This is a genomic window from Bacillus infantis, assembly GCF_008180445.1.
Lineage (GTDB): Bacteria > Bacillota > Bacilli > Bacillales > Cytobacillaceae > Bacillus_AB > Bacillus_AB infantis_B.
Genome location: NZ_VTER01000006.1, coordinates 144,043 through 163,333, shown reverse-complemented (window position 1 = coordinate 163,333; position 19,291 = coordinate 144,043). Strand labels below are relative to the sequence as shown.

Below are 19,291 nucleotides of genomic sequence, written 5' to 3'. Positions count from 1 at the left end.
GGAAACTGGATTTACTATTCTGGATTGTTTTCGGTTTTTTCATAGGCGGATTTGCGGTTCTCGTTTCCATGAAAAAGAATATGGAACGCAGGGTCGCTGCTCTAAAAAGAGACGGGGAAAGCAGCGGTATTTCATCCCGTCCTGTAGTCTGGTGGATTATCGCGACGACAGTCTGGGGAATTGTGAGCATGGGGCTTGTTGTGTGGTGGTTTTCGGTTAGCTGATATAAGTTTTGCCGATAAAAGTGAGGAGATCAATGATGGATAACTGTATTTTTTGCAGGCTGGAGCTTGAGCCGGATCAGAATGTTGTCATGAGCAATGAACATTGTCTTTTTTTACAGCTGGGGCAGAGTCAAATAAGGGGAAGCCAGCTGGAAGGCGCAGGGTTAATTGTTCCTATTCAGCACAGGGAAACTGCGTTTGATTTAACACCTGAGGAGTGGGCGGCCACCTACAGTCTTCTTCAGGATGTGAAAAAGTACTTGGATGAAAAGCATGAGCCTCGAGGTTATAATTTAGGCTGGAACTGCGGCGAGGCTGGCGGACAGCATATTTTCCATGCTCATTTTCATGTGATCCCAAGATATGAGGACGAAGCTCTTGCGGGTAAAGGGATCCGGTATATGTTTAAAGGGAAAGAAAATCAGAGGGGGCTTAAACCTTCCCCCTTGGCCACTTGAAAGAGAGAGCTGATGGAAAACAACGTGTTTTCATGAAGCAGGATGCCTCTATGTTTTATTTCAGTCAGCACTAAGTAAGGGATTGGGAAATGTTCTCCAGATAGGGTGATTCCAATAGAAAAATTAATATTGCATAAGCGGCATGATTATAGGTCAGATTTAAACTTTGCCGGCTGCCAGATAGCTCAGGATGGAACACTGCTGCTGATCGAAACCGAGGAACAGGAACTCGATTTTTTTGAGCGGCCTGTGCCGAAATGCAGCTGGACCATCACGTTGGTTAGGGATAACAGTATAGAGACTGTGGAATTAAAGAACATTCCTCTGATGCCGACTCACGCTGATCTGTTTTCCGATGGGACATTGCTGATAGTACAAGGCCGCTGTTTAAAGGATGGCACATACGTTGAACGGAACGCCAGGAGGTATAACCCAAATGGTCAGTTGATTGAGGCATTCACGCTCGGTGATGGAATCAATGATGTCCAGATCGATGACTGCGATACCATTTGGGTCAGTTACTTTGATGAAGGCATTTTTGGGAATTTCGGGTGGGATGAGCCTATGGGAAGTGCCGGTGTTGTGGCTTACACAATGAGTGGCAAACGGCTTTGGGGAGCCGGTGATTACGGAATCATTGACTGTTGCGCAATGAATGTGGCTGGATCAAAGGAAGTCTACTTTTACTATTATGATGATTTTGATCTCGTTCATCTGGATGAGATGAGCGAATCCGGGCGCTATCATGTGAACGGCCGTTACCCTATGATGGGGCAATTTATGCTGGATAAAGAGGGTTTGATTGGTCAAGTCGATATGTCAACGCTGATGCGCTACCAGAAAAATCAAAACAGCTATACAGCCAAACATAAGCTGCAGCTTATTGATGAAGATGGCAAACGCATCATTGGGCCGGTGTTTATGCGGGGCTCACATCTGTATGCATACGGCAAGGATGGAATATATATAAAGTCATAGGACAGGTTCCATGCCAAACGGGCCAGCGGACCTGTCCCCGTGGCTCACTGGGAGGACGATCATATGTATAATAAAAACCATGATCCTAAAGGAAATGTTAAGGCAGAGATTTTATTGTCGGGGCAATCTCTTTCTTTCAAATTGGATGTAAACGAAACGAAGGTACTGCTCGACAATATGGAAAAAGCATCGCATGATTTTAAGAAAATGGACTCTATCAAGCTGTATCATCCTGACGGCAGGTTAAAATCAGTGATCAACCCATTGCAGATATCGAGGATTTGGTTTACATGAAAGAAAAGGGACAGGTTTCTTGTCCCGAGCGGACGGAAAACCTGTCTCTCTGTATTAGTGTGGAAGCATAATAGTCTTGAAATACCTGTTGCTTATGTTAAATTCTCATTAAGTGGTTAAGTCTGTGCTTAAATGTTTCCATAAAGCATTCGATGTTTATGAGCAGCGTAATAATCTTGAGAATGAACAGTGCCAGGAAGAACCGGCTTTGCCATTAATCTCTTCTATAGAATTCCCTTTATTCAAGTCCTTTCTTAATGATTTGGGAACGGTTTTCCATTTGCGGGGGTTCCTCGAACCAGCCATTTTTAATCTTAATATTAATCCCTTCCTGCGCGTAGAAATAGACATCTTTTGCGAGCAAAATTGTTTTCATCGCCAAATCGTTTCTTAAACTGAAAAATCCCCCTGTGCCTGAACCAATCAGTCCAAACCCATTAAGAATATATATGCAGTGCATCATCAGCTTGTCAGAAAAGGGAGGAACTGTTGATGTAGTTACTGTTGCGCCGGAAGTCGCGGAGAGATGGACATCCCCATCCAGAAGCAATTCCTCCATAACTTTAACCTGTTTCTTGGCAAGATCCTTCCCTTTTAAAAAATATTGCCTGGCTTCCTTGTTTTGAGCGCATTGAGCAAAGCCTGTAATTAACTGCATTCCAATATTATTAACTTCAAGATTATGATGAAGGATTCCAACCTCCAGGGCTGATAGAGGCCTTTTTTCACCAATTAGTTTAAACCCCTCCATGTACTTTTTGCTTTTAATAAATTCCGTTTTCTTCTGCATAGTCACTTTAGGAGGGAGAGAGAGAATTCCATTTTCAAGTAAATAGCGGGTTGAAAGTTTATAGATTTTTTGGGTGACAGTTGTGAGTCCCTCGTAAATGGCCATTACCTTTTTGTTGTAGGTCATATTCATGCCAAGGGTGTACAGACCCATGCTAACTTCCTTTAATACACGGACAAACATGATATCAAATCCATTATCATATAACTTTGGGGCCTCCAGGTTTACATCCTCTGATGTGAAACCCACAGGTTTAACCATCCCCTGTTCAGAAAATAGATTTTCCATCTCAGCTACATAAAAATTAAGCTCCTGCCATAATCCGCCCAAAATATTTCTTGCCTGCGGGTCATCTGCCTTTTCAATAAAGTATTCCAGAAACCGCATAATCAAGGTTTTTTCCTGATATGTCTGCCAAAGCGAACCTATTTCGGACACATTTAAAGGATTTGTCAGAACCATGCAGATACCTCCTAATCAAATATCCCTAAGTGCATATGTATGTTGTTTCTAGCGTTTCCAAATAAGGAAAAACCATACTGCATTTTGGACCGTGGTATCTGCCCTTTTGCATACTCTTTTTTATGAGAATATTCATCTTTAAAAGCAGGATAATGGAATAAATTGGTGAATATTAGTGTATTAGCCCTTTAATGAGGGAGGGGAAATACAGTGAAAACAACGGATTATTCCAATATAGCTGAGAGATATGATAAGAATCAATTTAGGACAGATGAAATTAGATTGGATAGCGAATTGAAACAGTACATAGAAGGCAATCGGAAACCAAGCTTTAAGGTTCTTGATTTATCATGCGGTACAGGTCTTTATCTTGAAAAGCAAATAAAAGCCTTTTCAGGGCTAAATATTAGCTGGTATGGCTTGGATCTGTCAGATCAAATGCTGAATAAGGCAAGGGAAAAGGTGAAACACGCAGCTTTTGTAAAAGCTAATGCAGAGAATATGCCGTACCCATCAGAGACTTTTGATTTCATTTCGAACAACTATGCGTTTCACCACTATAGCGATAAAGGACAGGCGTTAAGTGAGATTTACCGGATATTAATGAAAGGCGGCATCTATAAATTACATAATATAGCTGTTCATGATATGCCGGATTGGTGGGTGTATTATTACTTCCCATCTGCTTTTAGAGAAGATGAGAAAAGATTTTGGAACAAAGGCAAAATTTTTAATGAGCTTACAGAGAAAGGCTTTAAAGTAAATTTAAGAATTGATTATCGAAGGGAATATATAAGGGTTCATGATTATTTAATCCATGCAGAAAATAGAGATATATCGGTGCTGACTTTAATAAACGACAGTGAGTATTATGAAGGGTTAGAAAGAATGAGGCATGATGTGAAAATGAATCAGGATCTAAATATTGTGAATGATTTTGCGGAGCTGTTTTGTACTGCAGAGAAATTTTAGAAGAACAGAAGGACAGATACATGAGAAATCTGTCCTCTGTCCTATAGGCAAGCCCGGCGCAGCTGCCTGTCTTCATCATGTGGGGAAAAGATAGCCATGAGCCCCTTATTGCTTACGTTAAGGGCTGCACTCTTATTAAGCGGTTTAAGCGATATCTATACGTATCAATAAAAAACTCCAGCTTAATAATTAAATGAAGGATCCTTTTAATCAAGCTAGTAAGTGTACTCACAATGTATCCCTCCACATTCATGATCGTGCACGGAAAAAGCTGCACTAGCATTAATATCCTCCAGAGCAGATTCCTTTATTCACTTCCAAGTTTGAAATCACATGCAAATTTACAGGGGGCGTTCATTTTGATTGTGGTGCTATGGCAAATATCCTTTATCCTTTGTGTCATCACTCTCCTTTTTGGACTATTTAAGAAATCGTGGCTTTCCATGTTCATCAGTTTTATCACATCACTTCCGATAGCTTATTACTTCCTGGGAGCTGAAAATAGCTGGAGGCTGGTTGCTTTAGCACCTATATTTTCGCTGCTTCTGACCTTTGTTTTTTGGAGGAATAAAGCACGCTGATCTGACTGTGGGAAAGGATCTGCACATTTTTTGAGGAAAGTTATTTAGAGCCGGCTGGCAAGTAAATTCCGGGCTCCTAAAATTTTGGAACTGGTAATAAAACTGGATGGGGGGCGTATCGTGCTGCAGGCAGTCTGGAAGAACATAGTGTATATACTGGAACATAAACTTAATGTCCTGATTGAGTGCTGGAAAGAGGGGCTATTCCTGCAGGGGATTCTCCATGATTGGTCGAAATTTTCCCCGCAGGAGTTTCTGCCATATGCCAAGAAGTTTTTCTATGAGGGTCAAAAGGACTCCGTTGATGAGTTAAAGTGGAAGTACGCATGGCTCCACCATCAGCACAAGAACAAGCACCACTGGGAATATTGGGTGGTTGACCCGAAAAATAAACAAGCCCTGCCGATGCCCAGAAAATTTCTTCTTGAAATGGTCTGTGACTGGCGTTCGTTTTCGAGGAGATGGGGTAGAAAGGTAAAACACTCAACAATGGATTTCAGCGGGAATATTATTTTGCATCCTGATACGAAAAAGGAGCTCGATATTATATTGAAGAGGAAAAATAACGAGGATCGTAAGCAGCTGCTAAGCTAGTAGTGCGAACCGAATTAGTGGGATGAAGGGGGAAATGGCTATGATTAATTTAATGCCAATTGGATTTACCTACAATGAAAGGCACCAGATAGAGGACGATTATTGGGGCGAAGTGGTCAGCAGGATCGTGCTGGACGATTCTCTGCCAGAGGACGCGCTCAAAGGAATTGAATCCTTCTCCCACGTAGAAGTTATCTATTATTTTCATCGGGTGGATCAAAACAAAATTGTGCCTGGTGCAAGGCATCCGAGAAATGACAGCACCCTTCCCAAAGTGGGGATCTTTGCTCAGCGCGGCAAAAATAGACCGAATCGATTAGGGCTGACAACTGTGAGGGTAGTCGAAAGAGAAGGCGGGGAACTGACCGTCACTGGGCTTGATTGCATCAATGGGACGCCGATTCTTGATATCAAGCCGGTGATGGAGGAATTTCTCCCTAAAGAGCCGATCAGCCAGCCTGACTGGTCCCGTGAGATTATGAAGAATTATTGGTGATAATGTTCCGGGCGAAAAAAAGAGATCAGCGGCTTCCTGCTGATCTCTTTTTCATTCAGTTGGCGCTAGTTATTATCAGAACCGGAGAAAGATCTCCATTCCCGCCTCCATAAAAAAGGACTGAATTCTGATTAAAGCTCGCTGCTGTTGCTGCTTTTAGCCTGAATTGTGTCTTGCCGCTCCGGTTGATTTGAGCCAGTGCACTGGCCGGAATATCTATATCAATGTAATTAGAAACGGCAGCCGGCTGGAAACTGGCCATATTGGTGAGTGTGGCAGCGGCGGAATAATCGCTTTGCTCTATTGAGGCAGCGCCAAACGTTCCATTCTTCAGGTCGATTTTTATTTCAGTGACCGTCCCTGAGACTGATTTTGTATATAGGCGCAATTTTGCTGATCCAATAGCAGTCTGCCCGAGAGTGCTTGTGTCAAAGGATAAAATTCCTCTGAATGTATCGGTGTTGTACATGCCTTTGTCGCCCGCCTTAATATCCCCGGAGCCTTTGCCATCTGCTGTGAATCGGCCGGCAAATCCGCTTTCCCCTGAGATGGCGCTGAATGTCAGCGAGTCCCCGGGAGGAGGGGCATCCTCTTCAATGATATATACCTCTTCTTTGACAGACTCTTTTTGCCCGGAACTGTCCTGACTGAAAAACTTAAGAGTTGTATTACCAGAAATGTAAATCGGTCCTGTATAGAGGGTGGATTGTGCTGTAGGATTCGAACCGTCCACTGTATAGTAAGTGGATGCTTCTTTATTGGTCTGGAGCTCTACATAGACAGGCTGATTATAGGTTCCGCCTTTAGGGCTTGCTGATGTGGCAGGGGCATCGCCGTCATTTCCGCCGTCATCATTGTCTGCAAATGAATGGAAGAACTCCCACATCATCAGGCTGGCATCAGGACCCTGCGGATCTGTATAGCTGCCTTGTACATTTCCCCCTGACCAGACATGGCCCATGCTCTGGACAGCTACTTTCTTCATCCATACTCTGCCGTCGCCAGCTTTATAATGGCTGACAGTATAGCTTTTTCCGCCAGGAACGTTTAAGTTCTCGGTTTGGTCCGGCTGGTCGTCGATCCAGCCATCCTCTTTGCCGTTCTGTGCTAAGTCGTTTGTAACTGCCCATTGGGTGATGACCTGGTTTCCATTTACCGGTGCGACAGTATAGTCAGAAGTTCCATGAAACACTATGACTGGCATGGTGTCTGCCTGGCTTCCCATTGCCTGATAGGCAGCCCTCCCCTGGCGCACAGGGTCAGGGCCGCCGCTCGACATTGCCGTAAAAGCGCCCGTCATGCTGGTTGCAGCTTTATATTCAAGACCTGCTCCCACACCAATGCCAGAGAAAAGGTCAGGATAAGCGGCCCCCATGATCACACTCATCGCCGCACCTGCTGAAAGCCCTGCTGCATATACCTGATCTCCTTGGACTGTATAATTATTTTTAATAAGATTCACCATCCCGGCGATAACAGCTGGTTCCCCGCTGCCGCGCGACTGGTGGGCTGATTCGAACCAGTTCCAGCACTTATTGGAATTGGCGCTGCTGGTCTGTTCAGGATACAGTACCAAGAACCCTTTTTCATTAGCCAATGCATTCATCTTTGTCCCTGTCGCAAACTGGCTGGCATCCTGTGTGCACCCATGCAGCATGACATATAACGGATAAGACTGACTTTCATTGTACTGATCTGGAACATACAATTTATAAGGCTTACCCCCATAGGAGCCTGTAATAAATTGTCCAGCAGCCGTTGAATTACCAGGAAGCAATGTGACCGAGCATACAAAAATCAAAACGATTAAACCAATCCAAGATTTTTTGCGAGCCATCAAAACCATTCCTCCTTTTTCCTTCAGGATTAGTGTAGGAGGGGGGAGTTACAATGAAGTTACAGTATTCAGGAAGGGATTGCGCATTTTTTGTTGAATTTTATAATGATTAATATATAGAGGCGGGTTTAAATTGGAAATAAAGTTAGGGTGCTTACACGCCCACTTTTCGAATATCGAATACATTGAGAAAGCCTTTGCCCCATATGATATGGAACTAATACACTTCGTTGACCCCGCATTAATGTATCGAGTTACATCAGATAGGAGCTTCAAAACTGCAGACGCACAAAATAAAGTGAACGAACAGATAGAATGGATAGCTCAATGTAATGTTGATGCCATCCTGCTTACTTGCACAAACTATATTGCTATTCTGCCGGAAGAACAACTTTCAATATCTATGCCAATCATAAAAATTGATGAACCCTTCTTTGAGTCTGTCTGTAATGTAAAGCAGGCACAGACAATCGTATTTACAAATCCTGCAACAGTCAAAGGAACTCTGGAGCGTCTGAATCAATATGCACACACTCATCAGAAATCGATTGATATCGAGGCAAAGGTAATCAACAATACTTTTGAATTGATAATGCAAGGGAGAAAGCACGAATATAACCAAGAAATTTCCAAATTTTTGCAAGGGATTATTCTGGAAGATAAAATAATTTCTGTTGCTCAACTATCTATGGTCCAAGCATCCAAAGAAATTAAGCAAACCACTAAACCTATAATTAATCCCTTGGATACATTAGTCTCATCCGTGGTCAAACAGTTGAAATTAAAATGAACCAGGGGGACAGGTCCCTTGGCTCTTTTTTGGCTGGGCCAGGGGACCTGTCCTTGCGCGGTTTCATATTTATAGCATTTTCTGGTGTTCATTTCTCCCCTGATAACCTATTTGCAGACCTAATTGATTTTGCAAACGACAACAGTATTTCAATAACTAAAACAAAAGATTATCAGTTGATTGAAAAATAATGCTGTTAGAAAGAGGGGCCTGCCCTTGAAGCCTTTTAAAGATAAGATCTATTGGACGCTGCTGCCTATTACTATAATTATTGGTTTTGTAATCATATTTGTTCTCCCAATAAAGAATATCTACGCATATATGATGCCATTAGTATTTTGGATTCTTTATTACACTTGGACTTATTTTGATGAAAAAAAACGTAATAAATAAATAAGAAGATTTCTTGGTGATGTTCGGTTTTAGGTCAGCTAACAGAATCAAGGAGGCTTTTCTTATTCCATAAAAGTAGCAGTTTGAGATACTATGAAAAAATAAAAGTGTTTTGAAGGGGGGCAAGTAATGAAAAAAGTAAGAAATTTATTTTTTGCTGGCTTACTCTTATTTTTGTTAGGAATATATTTGTCTACTCTTTCATTAACTCATTGGGTTATCATCGGTACATTACTTGCAATCATCGGTGGATTTTTAATGGGCGGCAGTACATATTTTATACCTAAATCTAAGAAGTAAGCATCAACCTATTCAACATTATTGTTTGCACTAGTGCCTCAGCAAAAAAACAAAGGGATGGAAACCCATCCCTCTACCCATTACTCTCAATAATATCCTCAACAATCTCAAACGCCTTCTCTTTAGTCATTCCCTCTCTCAATGAAAACTCAATATGATAAGAGCCTTCCTCGAGATTGAAGAATGCTATTAGCATATCTGTGTCAGCCGCAACCTCTCTATAATGGACATCCACACCGTTCATCGTCTTAATCTTGCTGTCGATTTCACCATCAATGATCTCGAAATTGCTGTAGGTGATGATGAAAAGCCAGGGTTCTCCATCATAAAGTCCATATAGAACCTTCGAATCCATTGTATTCTCGTACTTTTCGATATACTCTTTGTCCCTTAACTTACCCTTTTCTTTCGAGTAGACCATAACCAGATCCTTTTTGTCACCTGATGGCGGATATTTAATCTCAGCCGATGTGATGGGATACTGTTCATATTCAGGAATAAACACATCAGTCTCAAATTCTTCGGCAGCCTGCTCTTTAAAAGAATCTGCTCCTCCGTTCGTCTGAGAGGAACAGGCACTGGCAATAAACATCAAACCAAGCAGCAAAAGACTTATTCTCCGCTTCAAATTCTCAGCTCCCTGTTTTTATGACTGTATTTGCATTTTAACATATTATTCCAAACGATTTAAAGGAAGAACAGTTTACCCTTCAAAGAAGGTCAAACCTTTCATGATATAGAATAGGTAATATAAGGAAAAATATGAACGCGGGGGATAGGTTATGGAACAGATTTTCAGAGAGATTGTAGAAATCATGCATCACGACTATGCGGGGTGCATCGATAAAAAAGGATATGATCATCCGGAGGCTTATTTTGAAAAAATACAGCTTTTAAAAGAAAACAATATGCTGACCAGGGAGCAGTTTGCAGATACAGTAAGAGATTATTTATTGGACTTTCAAGACCACCATATTTACTTTGCTGACAGCTCGGCGGAAAAAAGAAAGCCGCTGGACAGAGGCTTCCAGGTCAGGCGATATAAGGACTGCCTTTATGTTACCGGGGCGAAAAAAGAACAAAAATTAAATGCCGGCATGGCGATTATTTCGCTTGGGGGCTTCACCATCCCGGAACTGAAAGAAAAGCACAGCCGGCTCTTGAAGGCTAACCATCCCGAACGGGAAGACTGGATGCCGATCCTTTCGATGTATGAATATGGCGACATACAGGATGAGCAGGGGAATGTTCGTAAAATTACTTTCAGTACTTATGAAAAACCAGGATATACGCCAGCCTATACTGTGGAAAAGGTGAATCAGGATACATTGCTATTCACCATTACTGATTTTGCGGATCCAGATGCCATTGTAAAACTGGTCAAAGATAATAGGGATCTTATTGAATCAGCAGACCAATGGATTATAGATGTTCGGGTCAATTATGGCGGAAGCGACTCCAGCTATTATCCTCTCATGCCGTATATCATGCCTGAAGAAGGTGTGGAGCTCGCTGACAGAAAGGACACGATGCTGTTTAACTGCACCCATTCGAACGCCGGCAGATTCTTGGCGGAAACGCTCTCGGTACTGGAAGGCATCCAGGGGGAAGAGGCACAGCAATTCCTTAAGGTCTTTATTCGGGAGTGGCAGAGGAATAAAGGAAAAGGGTTCGTTGAGTTTAATTTTAAAGACATTGTGCCTGACACCTTTGTGAAAGGCACCAAAAATCCTAAATTAGTTGCTGTATTGTCAGATTACATGTGCGGCAGTTCTGGTGACTCCTTTGTTGAGCTTTGCAAAAAGTCCAGCAAAGTCCGGGTCATCGGCAGGCCTACAAAGGGATTAAATGATTATGCCAATCTCTTAAGCAAGAAATGGGATAACGGATTTGAATTCATGTATCCCGCTTCAAGGCTGTCACGGATTGACAGGGGCTTGGGGATGACGGGCAAAGGGATAGCGCCAGATTTGTATGTAACATGGACACCCGAGCACTTGAAGCGGGATGTTGACCTGGAGAAGGCGATAGAATGGCTGTCATTGGAAAAAAGTACATTCAGGTAGGGCAGATTTTACAAGAGAAAAAGACAGACCTAAATCAGCCTTTAAAGATTACTTCGCCCAATCCACAGGCGGCTTTATAAGCTGTGCCGGCACACCTAGTTCCTCTGCGGCCGCCAGAATGAATTCTTTACGGAAAAAATAGCTTACATGCCTGACAATTTTTCCGTTTTCGGTTTCCTGGTACTGAATGTCATGGATGAACGGGCCTTGTCCTTCGTCGGCAAAAACAATAATAACCGGCTTGCCCCAAAGTATGCGGGACTCGGCCCTGTATCCAGGCAATCCATAGCGCAGCGAGCCATTCCGCATTTCTTCTTTGCTAAATTCTGCGAAGCCTAAAGGTGCTTCATTTTGTGCCTGGTCACTGATAAGATCCAGGACTGCTTCGACATCGCCTTCGTTTAAGGCCTTTAAATAGGCTTTGATGACCGGCTCATTTTCATGGACGAAGCGGTGATCCTGAGTTTCCGGATTGTTATGCTGCTTCAATTTTTCCTTCATCCTTCTCGTTGTGGCATAAACGGCTCCCGGCGTGGTCCTGGCCATGCCTGCCACTTCCTCTGCCTTGAACTGAAAGACTTCAAACAGCAGGAATACGGCGATCTGCCTTGGTTTGAAAAGCTCAACAAGGCAGCCGAGTGCCTGCTGAAGCTCCAGCGTCTCTGTAAATTCAACCGCTGGAATATCTCCTTCGTCTAATGTGCCAAGACTTCTTTTCTCCCTGCGGCAGTGGTCGATCCAGATGTTGGTGGCCATCCTGTACAAATAGGATTTTGTATTTGTCGGATGCCATCTCTGAAATAATCCGCCCAATGCCTTCAGCATCGTTTCCTGAAACAAATCCTCGCCATCCCACAGAGATCCGGTCAGATAGCGGCAATAATTCCAAAGCTCCCCTGAATGGGCCTCTGCCAGTTCAGAAAACATCTCCTTCAGTTCGCGTGCTTTGCCTGCTAATTCCTGTTCTGTCATCATATAGTCAGCTCCTTTATTGATAGGACGAATAGGAAGGGTGAAATTATACGGTAAAAATGAAATCATCAAAGCTTTTTTTAAGTGTACATCGACGGCTACATTAATGCCGAGTATTATTTGTATCGCCAAAAAAGTTGAAACCTTTTTCATGAAAATCCCTTCTAATATTAAAAGAAGCCAAAAGGAGAGGTTCAGTGAATAAATATTTGTTTTCAGCTGTTTTTCTGCTGTCCACTATTCTAACGGCGGGCTGCCAATCGTCCCATTCTGTCGATAACAGCGACTTAGAAAAATATGAAGTTTCTCAGATCAGCGATGAAACCGTTCAAGGTGACTTTATCTTCCGGATTAAAAGTGAAAAGGGAGAGTACGAAGAAGGTGAGGACATAGAGTTATATGGGGAAATTGAATATATAGGGGAAAAAGACGAGGTCAAAATCCATCATTCTTCATCAGCTATCTTGTTCCCGATGCGGGAAAAGATACGGGGGTATGAAATAGGAAGTGCGGTAAATGACATCGGACTGTCAACAACGCTTAAAAAGGGTGTGCCCTACCGGGAAGAGTATGGAAAAAGCGGCGGGTATAGTGAAGATCAAGATCCTCAAGACTATGTAAACTTTATGAAGGAGTTCCTGAATGGCACAGGCTTTCCCGCCGGTTATTATGTGGTTCAAAGCTCTACTGATTTTAGTGTTGAATCCGGAGAACATGTCAGGGTAAAGGGGACCGTCGACTTTAAGGTAATGAAAAAATAAAGGGCTATCCAGCCGCAATGATTCAGCCTTGATCTTTCTCCTTTCCAGCTATGTACCATTGAGCTTAGCTGCCAGCCTTTGAATCCGCATGCGCCAAACAGCGCTCCACAAACTCCAGCACCTCTTCAGATACCGGATATAGGCCTGTTTCTTCGGCAGGCATTTTCCTGACTTCCCAAAATTGGTCCATCAGTTCTGTATCTCCCCGGAAGCTTTTATTTGATAGATGGACTAATTCAGAAGCGATTTCAAAGCCTTTCTCCGACTCGGCTGGTATGTGGTGTTCCACGCACCATTCAATCCTTCGCAGCAGAGAAATATACTGCTGGGTGGTCTCATCATTGCTGCCCAGGTTTGGGATTGATTTTTCCAGGAACGCTTTTTCCTCATCCTGAAAATAGTCGGTCCATTTCTTAGCGCGCTTTTGTGAATTTTGTACAAGCCCGGCAACACAATCCCACGATAGTGACTCCTCCAAATCGGTCATATTGATTAGGGAAGCTGTGTTGGAGATGCTGGCTTGGAGCTCTGAGAGCTGCTCCTGCAGGTGATTATAGTGGGATACTATGATTTGTTTATAAGAAAGCTGTTTCAGTACCTCGCGGATCTCCTCTAACGGAAGTGAAAGGGACTTAAGAATCAATATTTTCTCCAATGTGAATAAGTCTTCCTCTGAATAATACCGCTTTCCATTCTCATCTTTAAATCCCGGGGCCAGAAGGCCGATCTGATCATAATAGCGGAGTGTGCGAACGGAAATATTGCGCTGCTTCGCTGCTTCTCCGGTTGTCCAAAGTTTCATCGGAACTCCTCCTAAAAAAAGCTTGCAGGTTACGTTGCGTAACCCAATATAGTTGGATTATACCATTAACAAAAGAAAGAGGGACAAAGAATGGAAGAGGATCAAGTGAACTGGAAAAAGCAGGACCCCTGGGGCTGGAGAGAATTCATTTTATTAATGCTGCTTGAATTTATTATTGTAATTGGAGTCGTGAAGCTTATTGTACAGCCTCTTTATGCCGAGTGGCTTAAAGACGATTTATATGCCGGGACATTAACCGGATTAACCATAGCTGTTATTTTAATGGCCGGGATATACTTTATAGCCCTCCGTCCAAAAAGGCTTTCCTGGAGGGAAGCAGGGGTAAAAGCATTCAGCCCCAAGGACTGGAAGCTTATAGGCCTATATTCAGTGGCTTTGCTGATTGGCGCCGTCCTCATTGTCGTGCTTACCAGTTTCATAGGATACTCATGGGAAAACAGCAAAACGGAGGCCATGCAGCAGAACGTCACTTTTTTCACAGTGCTCATTGCTTTCATTTCTGCTGCTGTCATTTCGCCCATATATGAGGAAATCTTCTACCGGGGCTTTTTGTATCGCTGGCTGCGGACAAGGATGGGGCTGACGGGGGCGCTGCTGCTCAGCTCGCTGATCTTTACCATCATTCATATCCCGACCTATAACGTCATGCCCGTCAATTTCTTCAGCGGCATTCTTCTCTCCCTGGCTTACGAGCGGACAGGCTCCATCTGGCCTCCGGTATTAATTCACGGACTGACGAATGGATTTATGGTGTTGCTGACCAGTTTGGGATAATGGGAGAATTTTTGGGATCGAAAAGAAGGGGAATGAATTGACAATATGGAAATATACTCCATACAGAAAGAGGATGGAGGAGACTATGGGGTATATAGAAGATTTGCGCAGTGTTGTAGGCAATGAGCCGCTCATATTAGTTGGAGTTGCAGTAGCGGTCATCAATGATATGGGAGAATTTTTGCTGCAAAAAAGGATTGACGGCCGCTGGGGCGTTCCCGGGGGATTCATTGAATTGGGCGAATCCACTGAAGAAGCAGGAAGAAGGGAAGTCCTTGAGGAAACTGGCATTGAAATAGGCAGGCTTGATTTGGCCGGCGTGATTTCAGGAAAAGGGCATCATGTGAAATTACCGAACGGAGATGAATTTTATCCTGTGACAATTGCCTATATTTCGAGGGATATAAAAAGCGGCGTTCTTAAAGCGGACGGTTTGGAAACGACTGAGGCAAAATTTTTCAGAGCAGATGAGCTGCCTGAAAGGCTGAATCCTATGATAAAGAATCTTATAAAGCAATATGCACAATCGCTGTCACAGTAAAAAAGAAGCCGCCAAACCATGGCGGCTTTCTTGTGCCTTCCTATTCAAGAACATCCTTCCAAGTAACCCTAAACGCCAGCTTCCAAAAAACAGCCAGATATATAAGGGCAACTGCCATATACAGATAGATTCCATACGGCAGCAATGTGCTTAAATAATGCAGTCCGGCAAATAATCCGGCAAACAGCATCAGTCCGAATATAATTACACCATTGCCGTTCTGATTATACTGGTCAAAAGACTCGGAAAACGGAATTGCTGTTTTCAGGATCATGAAGCAAAGGACCGCATAGGTACAGGCATTGATAAACACGACAACCAGATCCGGCAAAACCCCTGCCCCGAAAAGCAGGACAAACAGGACACTTAATATAGAATAGATCGGCAGATACAATTTAAGGATAAATGCCTTTATCGTCCCGCTGAACATGGGGCCAAGCTGGTCTAAAGGCGCGGCTCTGAAAATCCAGCCACCCTTATATTTACCTGAATATTTCAGAAGGATCATGATGGTCGGGATGATGATCATGCTGAAATAAATAGATAAATATGATTTGCTGCCTTCCAGACGGTTGAGGTCTGTATCAAAGCTGCTGAATATCATTAGAAAAGGAACGACGATGGAAAACCCTAATGAAGGGTACACCTTCAACTTGAAATCCCGTTCATTTTTCATCATGCTGCTGGCAAATTTAAAGAATGCTCTTTCTTCCTTTGAGCGGCAAAGCACCTTCAGGAAAAATTGGCCGGTTTTGCTCCGCTTCTTTTCCTTAGCACTGCCATGATAGGCAAGCTTCTGCAGGTTTTGCTCAAAAGACGAATTGAATTTCGTATAAATCCAAATGCTCAGGAACGGAACCACGATACTTAAAGCTGTAAAGATAATATAAAACGGCTGGAAGCTGCCGTTCAGCACCATTTCCGTATTGGCTCCAAACCACATCGGGAAGATGAATACCTGCCACCATTTTGGCTCCAGCGAAACGGTGAAATCGATGATGGCGAAGGAGCGGATCAGCAATTGATAGCCGACCATGATCATCAGGGAAAGCCCGATCTGGACATAGTTAATAAGATCTTTTAATTTCTCCCCATCAAAGAATCTCAGGAATGCAAGATAGATAAGCACGGTCAATCCAACGATAAACAGGTCAATCAGGATGATGTTGATGACTGCGGTCAGGAAGAATAAGGGTCCAAGCCTGAAGAGCCCGACAAACAAAGGGATCGTGACAAGCGCGATGGTAAGGAATGATAGATAAATGACAACGTGGACCATTTTCGCCGTATTGATCGTTTTGCGGTCAACAGGCTTCGGAAACAGGATATTCCGATCGCGTATGTCCAGCAGGACCGTCGAAAAATCGGAAATCATCGCTGTCATGACAAAAAAGGTGAAAACCCCATAAAAAAGGCTCATTTGGAAAAGATAGTTCTTGCCCATCAGCAGAAAGGGAATCATGAACAGCCCGAATAAAACATAAATCCATAGCGATTTGATATACTGATTGCTCTTTTCCTTGTCTTCTTCTTTCCTCGCATTCTGCGCAAAAACGGTTGGCACACGGCGCCCATCCATCGTCAGCTTTACTTGCAGGATCATTCTCATAGCTTTGTAGTCTACGCCAAAGCGGCTGAACATCCATTCAAAACGGTCTAATATTTTGAGAGTCTGAAAGTCCTGCATCCTTACATCTCCCCTACAATCGAAACAAATCTCGCACCCAGTTCCTTATGCTCGCTGAATCCTGTCAGCTGGTTGAAAATCTGCTCAAGCGAGCCTTCTGTTGTCTGCTGCAGCTCTTCGAAGGTGCCATCAGCAGCAATCCTGCCATCGTGGAGAAGGATGATGCGGCTGCTGATTTTTTCGACCACATCCATAATGTGAGAAGAATAGAATATCGTTTTACCCTGCACAGCCAGCTGGGCCATAATTTCTTTAAAAATCATGACACTGTTCGCATCCAGGCCATTGATGGGCTCATCGAAAAACAAGAGGTCCGGATTATGCAATAAACTCGAAATGATGAGCAGCTTCTGCCGCATTCCCTTCGAATAAGAAGCAATCCGGGAATAATAGACTTCCCCGATGCCAAACAGCTCCATCAAGGTCTTTGCCTTATAGCTGGCAAGGTCGGAATCAATGCCGTACAGCTCGCCGATAAACGTTAAATATTCATGGCCGGTCAGATTGTCGTACACTTCGGCAATCTCCGGCACATAGCCGATTTTCCTTTTATAATCAATCTTCCCATCCGATATATCCTGGCCGAAAATCCTCACCCCGCCTGAATACCCGTCCTCAATCCCCAGCATGATTTTCACGGTCGTACTCTTTCCGGCACCATTCGGCCCTATATAGCCAATGATCTCCCCGCGCTTCACCTGAAAAGAAACACCTTTCAGCACAGGCTTCGATCCATAGCTCTTTTTCAGGTCTTCAATCTCTAATATGATGTCTTCCATACCCCTAACCCCATTTCAAAATAATTCCATTTAGTATTAGTGTAACATTAGGTGCTGGGGGGGCTAAAGGGTGGATTGGGAATTGTTTCATTTTTTCAGTTGTTTACGATCTTGGAAGGAAGCCATTGAACGAGTTGAGCAAGGGGAGTTTGGGTTGGATAGTGCGGGAGGAAGTCCTGTAGGAGGCATTTAAAAGAGGACTTTACTGACCCAGAGTGATTCGGGGAATTGTTTTGAGTCACTCAAGAGAGAGATTTCCGCCCCAGAGTGCCTCGATGAACCGGTATGAGTCACTCAAAAGAGAGAACCCGATTGAGTCCATATAATTGTGTAAAAAGAAAAGGGGTTAATTCCTTTTGTCAACAATGTTAACAACCACGAAAACATTGGAGGAATTAAGATGACCCATTTACAGTTTAACCTAAATATTGACACTTTAAAAGAATCCGTCATGAATTCTAGCCTTGATGCAGTTGTAAAATCTTCGATTGTGCTGGTCCTTAATGAATTTATGGAAAAAGAAAGAGATGAGCATTTAAAAGCTGGCGCATATGAGCGTTCTTCCGAACGACGGGATTACAGAAATGGATATTATGAAAGAGAGCTCCTCCTCGGTATCGGAAAGATTAAATTGCGAGTTCCCCGTACACGAGAAGGTGATTTTTCCCCTTCACTATTTGAGAAATTTTCCCGGGTCGATCAAGCTCTTACGCTCTCTATGCTTGAGATGGTTGTTAATGGGGTTTCTACTCGCAAAGTCACTAATATTGTCGAACAGCTTTGTGGAGAGAGTGTATCAAAGTCCTTTGTTTCGTCACTGACAGAAAAGCTTGATCCCATTGTAAATAAGTGGGCCGCCAGGCCACTAAACGTTCACCACTTCCCGTACCTTTATGCTGATGCCATGTACATAAAGGTTCGAGAACATAATAAAGTTGTTTCCAAAGCAGTCTATATCATGACAGGGATGAACAATAAAAAACAACGGGAGGTTATTGGTTTAAAAATAGATCATGTTGAAAGCTTTAAAGCTTGGCAGAGCTTTTTTCAGGAGTTGAAATCTCGAGGATTACAATCCCCAAAGCTAGTTATTTCAGATGCACATACTGGATTGAGAAAAGCCATTGAACGTGAGTTTATAGGAACCTCATGGCAGCGATGCACTGTGCACTTCAAACGAAATATTATAAAAAGAATGCCAAAAAAAGAGATGCAACCAGTGGTTCTTGACTTACGAAGAATTTATCAATCTGCCTCTCACGAAGAGGCAAGAGCCACTAAAGAAGAATTCATAACTAAGTATGGAGATAACCCGAAGCTTAGTAAAGCTTTAGAAATACTCGAGGATGGTTTTGAAGATTCTATCCAATACCTTAATGAAGAAGGCAGATTTCATTTGCATATCAGTAGTACGAATTCGTTGGAACGACTAAATCAGGAAATTAGAAGACGAGAAAAAGTCATAAGAATTTTCCCAAATACTCAGTCTGCTTTTCGTCTAATTGGCGCATTTTTGATGGAGAATGAAAATTTAAAACTTAACAGAAGAGTAAGGGTATAAGCGAAGCGCGAAAATTTTTTGACAGGAAAGGGGGTACCCCCTTTCCTGTCAAAAAATCAAACATAATACAGTGGTTGTATCATTGTTAAGATGAATTTACACAATATTAAGGACTTGACTGAGAACCCCGCGCCAGAGTGTCTCAAAGAACCGGTATA

The 19,291-nt window shown here is 43.0% G+C and carries 21 protein-coding genes; 14 read left to right on the top strand and 7 right to left on the bottom strand.

The window, feature by feature from the left end; all coding sequences use genetic code 11:
* Positions 1-68 precede the first annotated feature (68 nt).
* From FZD51_RS12095 to FZD51_RS12080, 4 genes are all read left to right on the top strand, one after another.
* Positions 69-224: a hypothetical protein gene (locus tag FZD51_RS12095; RefSeq protein WP_338120378.1), complete on the top strand. Its 156-nt coding sequence runs from the start codon at positions 69-71 to the stop codon at positions 222-224.
* A 35-nt stretch (positions 225-259) separates the two neighbouring features.
* The gene (locus tag FZD51_RS12090) at positions 260-682 is read left to right on the top strand and encodes an HIT family protein (RefSeq protein WP_148975350.1); all 423 of its coding nucleotides are present in this window, start codon (positions 260-262) and stop codon (positions 680-682) included.
* A 129-nt stretch (positions 683-811) separates the two neighbouring features.
* Positions 812-1,660 (top strand): hypothetical protein, encoded by an 849-nt coding sequence (locus FZD51_RS12085; protein ID WP_148975006.1) that lies wholly within the window; start codon positions 812-814, stop codon positions 1,658-1,660.
* A gap of 63 nt (positions 1,661-1,723) precedes the next feature.
* On the top strand, positions 1,724-1,954 hold the full coding sequence (locus tag FZD51_RS12080) for a hypothetical protein (RefSeq protein WP_148949965.1): 231 nt from the start codon (positions 1,724-1,726) through the stop codon (positions 1,952-1,954).
* 238 nt (positions 1,955-2,192) lie between these two features.
* On the opposite strand, the gene FZD51_RS12075 is transcribed toward FZD51_RS12080, so the two are convergent.
* Complete coding sequence (locus tag FZD51_RS12075) at positions 2,193-3,206, bottom strand: DUF3231 family protein (protein ID WP_148975005.1); 1,014 nt, start codon at positions 3,204-3,206, stop codon at positions 2,193-2,195.
* A 210-nt stretch (positions 3,207-3,416) separates the two neighbouring features.
* Here FZD51_RS12075 and FZD51_RS12070 point away from each other — a divergent pair, with 210 nt between their 5' ends.
* From FZD51_RS12070 to FZD51_RS12060, 3 genes are all read left to right on the top strand, one after another.
* Entirely contained in the window at positions 3,417-4,178 is a 762-nt protein-coding gene (locus tag FZD51_RS12070; protein WP_148975004.1) for a class I SAM-dependent methyltransferase, read from the top strand.
* 701 nt (positions 4,179-4,879) lie between these two features.
* Entirely contained in the window at positions 4,880-5,353 is a 474-nt protein-coding gene (locus FZD51_RS12065) for a DUF5662 family protein (protein ID WP_148975003.1), read from the top strand.
* A gap of 40 nt (positions 5,354-5,393) precedes the next feature.
* Positions 5,394-5,849, top strand: a complete 456-nt coding sequence (locus FZD51_RS12060; RefSeq protein WP_148975002.1) for an SAM-dependent methyltransferase — start codon at positions 5,394-5,396, stop codon at positions 5,847-5,849.
* 55 nt (positions 5,850-5,904) lie between these two features.
* Here the strand turns inward: FZD51_RS12060 and FZD51_RS12055 are convergent, their stop codons facing one another.
* Entirely contained in the window at positions 5,905-7,686 is a 1,782-nt protein-coding gene (locus tag FZD51_RS12055; RefSeq protein WP_420886249.1) for an extracellular catalytic domain type 1 short-chain-length polyhydroxyalkanoate depolymerase, read from the bottom strand.
* A 133-nt stretch (positions 7,687-7,819) separates the two neighbouring features.
* Between FZD51_RS12055 and FZD51_RS12050 the strand changes: the two genes are divergently transcribed.
* Positions 7,820-8,476 carry a hypothetical protein gene (locus tag FZD51_RS12050; protein WP_148975000.1) on the top strand — a complete coding sequence of 219 codons (657 nt, stop codon included), beginning with the start codon at positions 7,820-7,822 and terminating at the stop codon, positions 8,474-8,476.
* A gap of 522 nt (positions 8,477-8,998) precedes the next feature.
* Positions 8,999-9,169 carry a hypothetical protein gene (locus tag FZD51_RS26160; RefSeq protein WP_187445726.1) on the top strand — a complete coding sequence of 57 codons (171 nt, stop codon included), beginning with the start codon at positions 8,999-9,001 and terminating at the stop codon, positions 9,167-9,169.
* A gap of 73 nt (positions 9,170-9,242) precedes the next feature.
* On the opposite strand, the gene FZD51_RS12040 is transcribed toward FZD51_RS26160, so the two are convergent.
* The gene (locus FZD51_RS12040) at positions 9,243-9,797 is read right to left on the bottom strand and encodes a hypothetical protein (protein ID WP_148974998.1); all 555 of its coding nucleotides are present in this window, start codon (positions 9,795-9,797) and stop codon (positions 9,243-9,245) included.
* A gap of 154 nt (positions 9,798-9,951) precedes the next feature.
* Here FZD51_RS12040 and FZD51_RS12035 point away from each other — a divergent pair, with 154 nt between their 5' ends.
* Entirely contained in the window at positions 9,952-11,235 is a 1,284-nt protein-coding gene (locus FZD51_RS12035; RefSeq protein WP_148974997.1) for a S41 family peptidase, read from the top strand.
* A gap of 48 nt (positions 11,236-11,283) precedes the next feature.
* Here the strand turns inward: FZD51_RS12035 and FZD51_RS12030 are convergent, their stop codons facing one another.
* Positions 11,284-12,210, bottom strand: a complete 927-nt coding sequence (locus FZD51_RS12030; RefSeq protein ID WP_148974996.1) for an RNA polymerase sigma factor — start codon at positions 12,208-12,210, stop codon at positions 11,284-11,286.
* A gap of 194 nt (positions 12,211-12,404) precedes the next feature.
* Between FZD51_RS12030 and FZD51_RS12025 the strand changes: the two genes are divergently transcribed.
* The gene (locus FZD51_RS12025; RefSeq protein WP_148974995.1) at positions 12,405-12,968 is read left to right on the top strand and encodes a hypothetical protein; all 564 of its coding nucleotides are present in this window, start codon (positions 12,405-12,407) and stop codon (positions 12,966-12,968) included.
* 64 nt (positions 12,969-13,032) lie between these two features.
* On the opposite strand, the gene FZD51_RS12020 is transcribed toward FZD51_RS12025, so the two are convergent.
* Positions 13,033-13,770, bottom strand: a complete 738-nt coding sequence (locus FZD51_RS12020; RefSeq protein WP_148974994.1) for a MerR family transcriptional regulator — start codon at positions 13,768-13,770, stop codon at positions 13,033-13,035.
* Between the two features lie 90 nt (positions 13,771-13,860).
* Here FZD51_RS12020 and FZD51_RS12015 point away from each other — a divergent pair, with 90 nt between their 5' ends.
* Both FZD51_RS12015 and FZD51_RS12010 read left to right on the top strand, forming a co-directional pair.
* Positions 13,861-14,565 (top strand): CPBP family intramembrane glutamic endopeptidase, encoded by a 705-nt coding sequence (locus tag FZD51_RS12015; RefSeq protein ID WP_148974993.1) that lies wholly within the window; start codon positions 13,861-13,863, stop codon positions 14,563-14,565.
* Between the two features lie 85 nt (positions 14,566-14,650).
* A complete protein-coding gene (locus FZD51_RS12010; RefSeq protein WP_148975349.1) occupies positions 14,651-15,106 on the top strand; it encodes an NUDIX hydrolase in 456 nt (151 codons plus the stop codon).
* A gap of 40 nt (positions 15,107-15,146) precedes the next feature.
* Here the strand turns inward: FZD51_RS12010 and FZD51_RS12005 are convergent, their stop codons facing one another.
* Together FZD51_RS12005 and FZD51_RS12000 are read right to left on the bottom strand one after the other, a co-directional pair.
* Positions 15,147-16,793 carry a hypothetical protein gene (locus FZD51_RS12005; RefSeq protein ID WP_148974992.1) on the bottom strand — a complete coding sequence of 549 codons (1,647 nt, stop codon included), beginning with the start codon at positions 16,791-16,793 and terminating at the stop codon, positions 15,147-15,149.
* A 2-nt stretch (positions 16,794-16,795) separates the two neighbouring features.
* Positions 16,796-17,572: an ABC transporter ATP-binding protein gene (locus FZD51_RS12000; RefSeq protein ID WP_148974991.1), complete on the bottom strand. Its 777-nt coding sequence runs from the start codon at positions 17,570-17,572 to the stop codon at positions 16,796-16,798.
* Between the two features lie 400 nt (positions 17,573-17,972).
* Here FZD51_RS12000 and FZD51_RS11995 point away from each other — a divergent pair, with 400 nt between their 5' ends.
* Positions 17,973-19,133, top strand: coding sequence for an IS256 family transposase (locus FZD51_RS11995; RefSeq protein ID WP_148974990.1), 1,161 nt, complete (start codon positions 17,973-17,975; stop codon positions 19,131-19,133).
* Positions 19,134-19,291: the final 158 nt, after the last annotated feature.

Bases quoted from the DNA above. Each gene is read 5' to 3' on its own strand.
- FZD51_RS12095 (WP_338120378.1), top strand. From the start codon at position 69: ATGAAAAAGAATATGGAACGCAGGGTCGCTGCTCTAAAAAGAGACGGG.
- FZD51_RS12090 (WP_148975350.1), top strand. From the start codon at position 260: ATGGATAACTGTATTTTTTGCAGGCTGGAGCTTGAGCCGGATCAGAAT.
- FZD51_RS12080 (WP_148949965.1), top strand. From the start codon at position 1,724: ATGTATAATAAAAACCATGATCCTAAAGGAAATGTTAAGGCAGAGATT.
- FZD51_RS12075 (WP_148975005.1), bottom strand. From the start codon at position 3,206: ATGGTTCTGACAAATCCTTTAAATGTGTCCGAAATAGGTTCGCTTTGG.
- FZD51_RS12060 (WP_148975002.1), top strand. From the start codon at position 5,394: ATGATTAATTTAATGCCAATTGGATTTACCTACAATGAAAGGCACCAG.
- FZD51_RS12055 (WP_420886249.1), bottom strand. From the start codon at position 7,686: ATGGCTCGCAAAAAATCTTGGATTGGTTTAATCGTTTTGATTTTTGTA.
- FZD51_RS26160 (WP_187445726.1), top strand. From the start codon at position 8,999: ATGAAAAAAGTAAGAAATTTATTTTTTGCTGGCTTACTCTTATTTTTG.
- FZD51_RS12035 (WP_148974997.1), top strand. From the start codon at position 9,952: ATGGAACAGATTTTCAGAGAGATTGTAGAAATCATGCATCACGACTAT.
- FZD51_RS12030 (WP_148974996.1), bottom strand. From the start codon at position 12,210: ATGATGACAGAACAGGAATTAGCAGGCAAAGCACGCGAACTGAAGGAG.
- FZD51_RS12020 (WP_148974994.1), bottom strand. From the start codon at position 13,770: ATGAAACTTTGGACAACCGGAGAAGCAGCGAAGCAGCGCAATATTTCC.
- FZD51_RS12015 (WP_148974993.1), top strand. From the start codon at position 13,861: ATGGAAGAGGATCAAGTGAACTGGAAAAAGCAGGACCCCTGGGGCTGG.
- FZD51_RS12010 (WP_148975349.1), top strand. From the start codon at position 14,651: ATGGGGTATATAGAAGATTTGCGCAGTGTTGTAGGCAATGAGCCGCTC.
- FZD51_RS12005 (WP_148974992.1), bottom strand. From the start codon at position 16,793: ATGCAGGACTTTCAGACTCTCAAAATATTAGACCGTTTTGAATGGATG.
- FZD51_RS12000 (WP_148974991.1), bottom strand. From the start codon at position 17,572: ATGGAAGACATCATATTAGAGATTGAAGACCTGAAAAAGAGCTATGGA.
- FZD51_RS11995 (WP_148974990.1), top strand. From the start codon at position 17,973: ATGACCCATTTACAGTTTAACCTAAATATTGACACTTTAAAAGAATCC.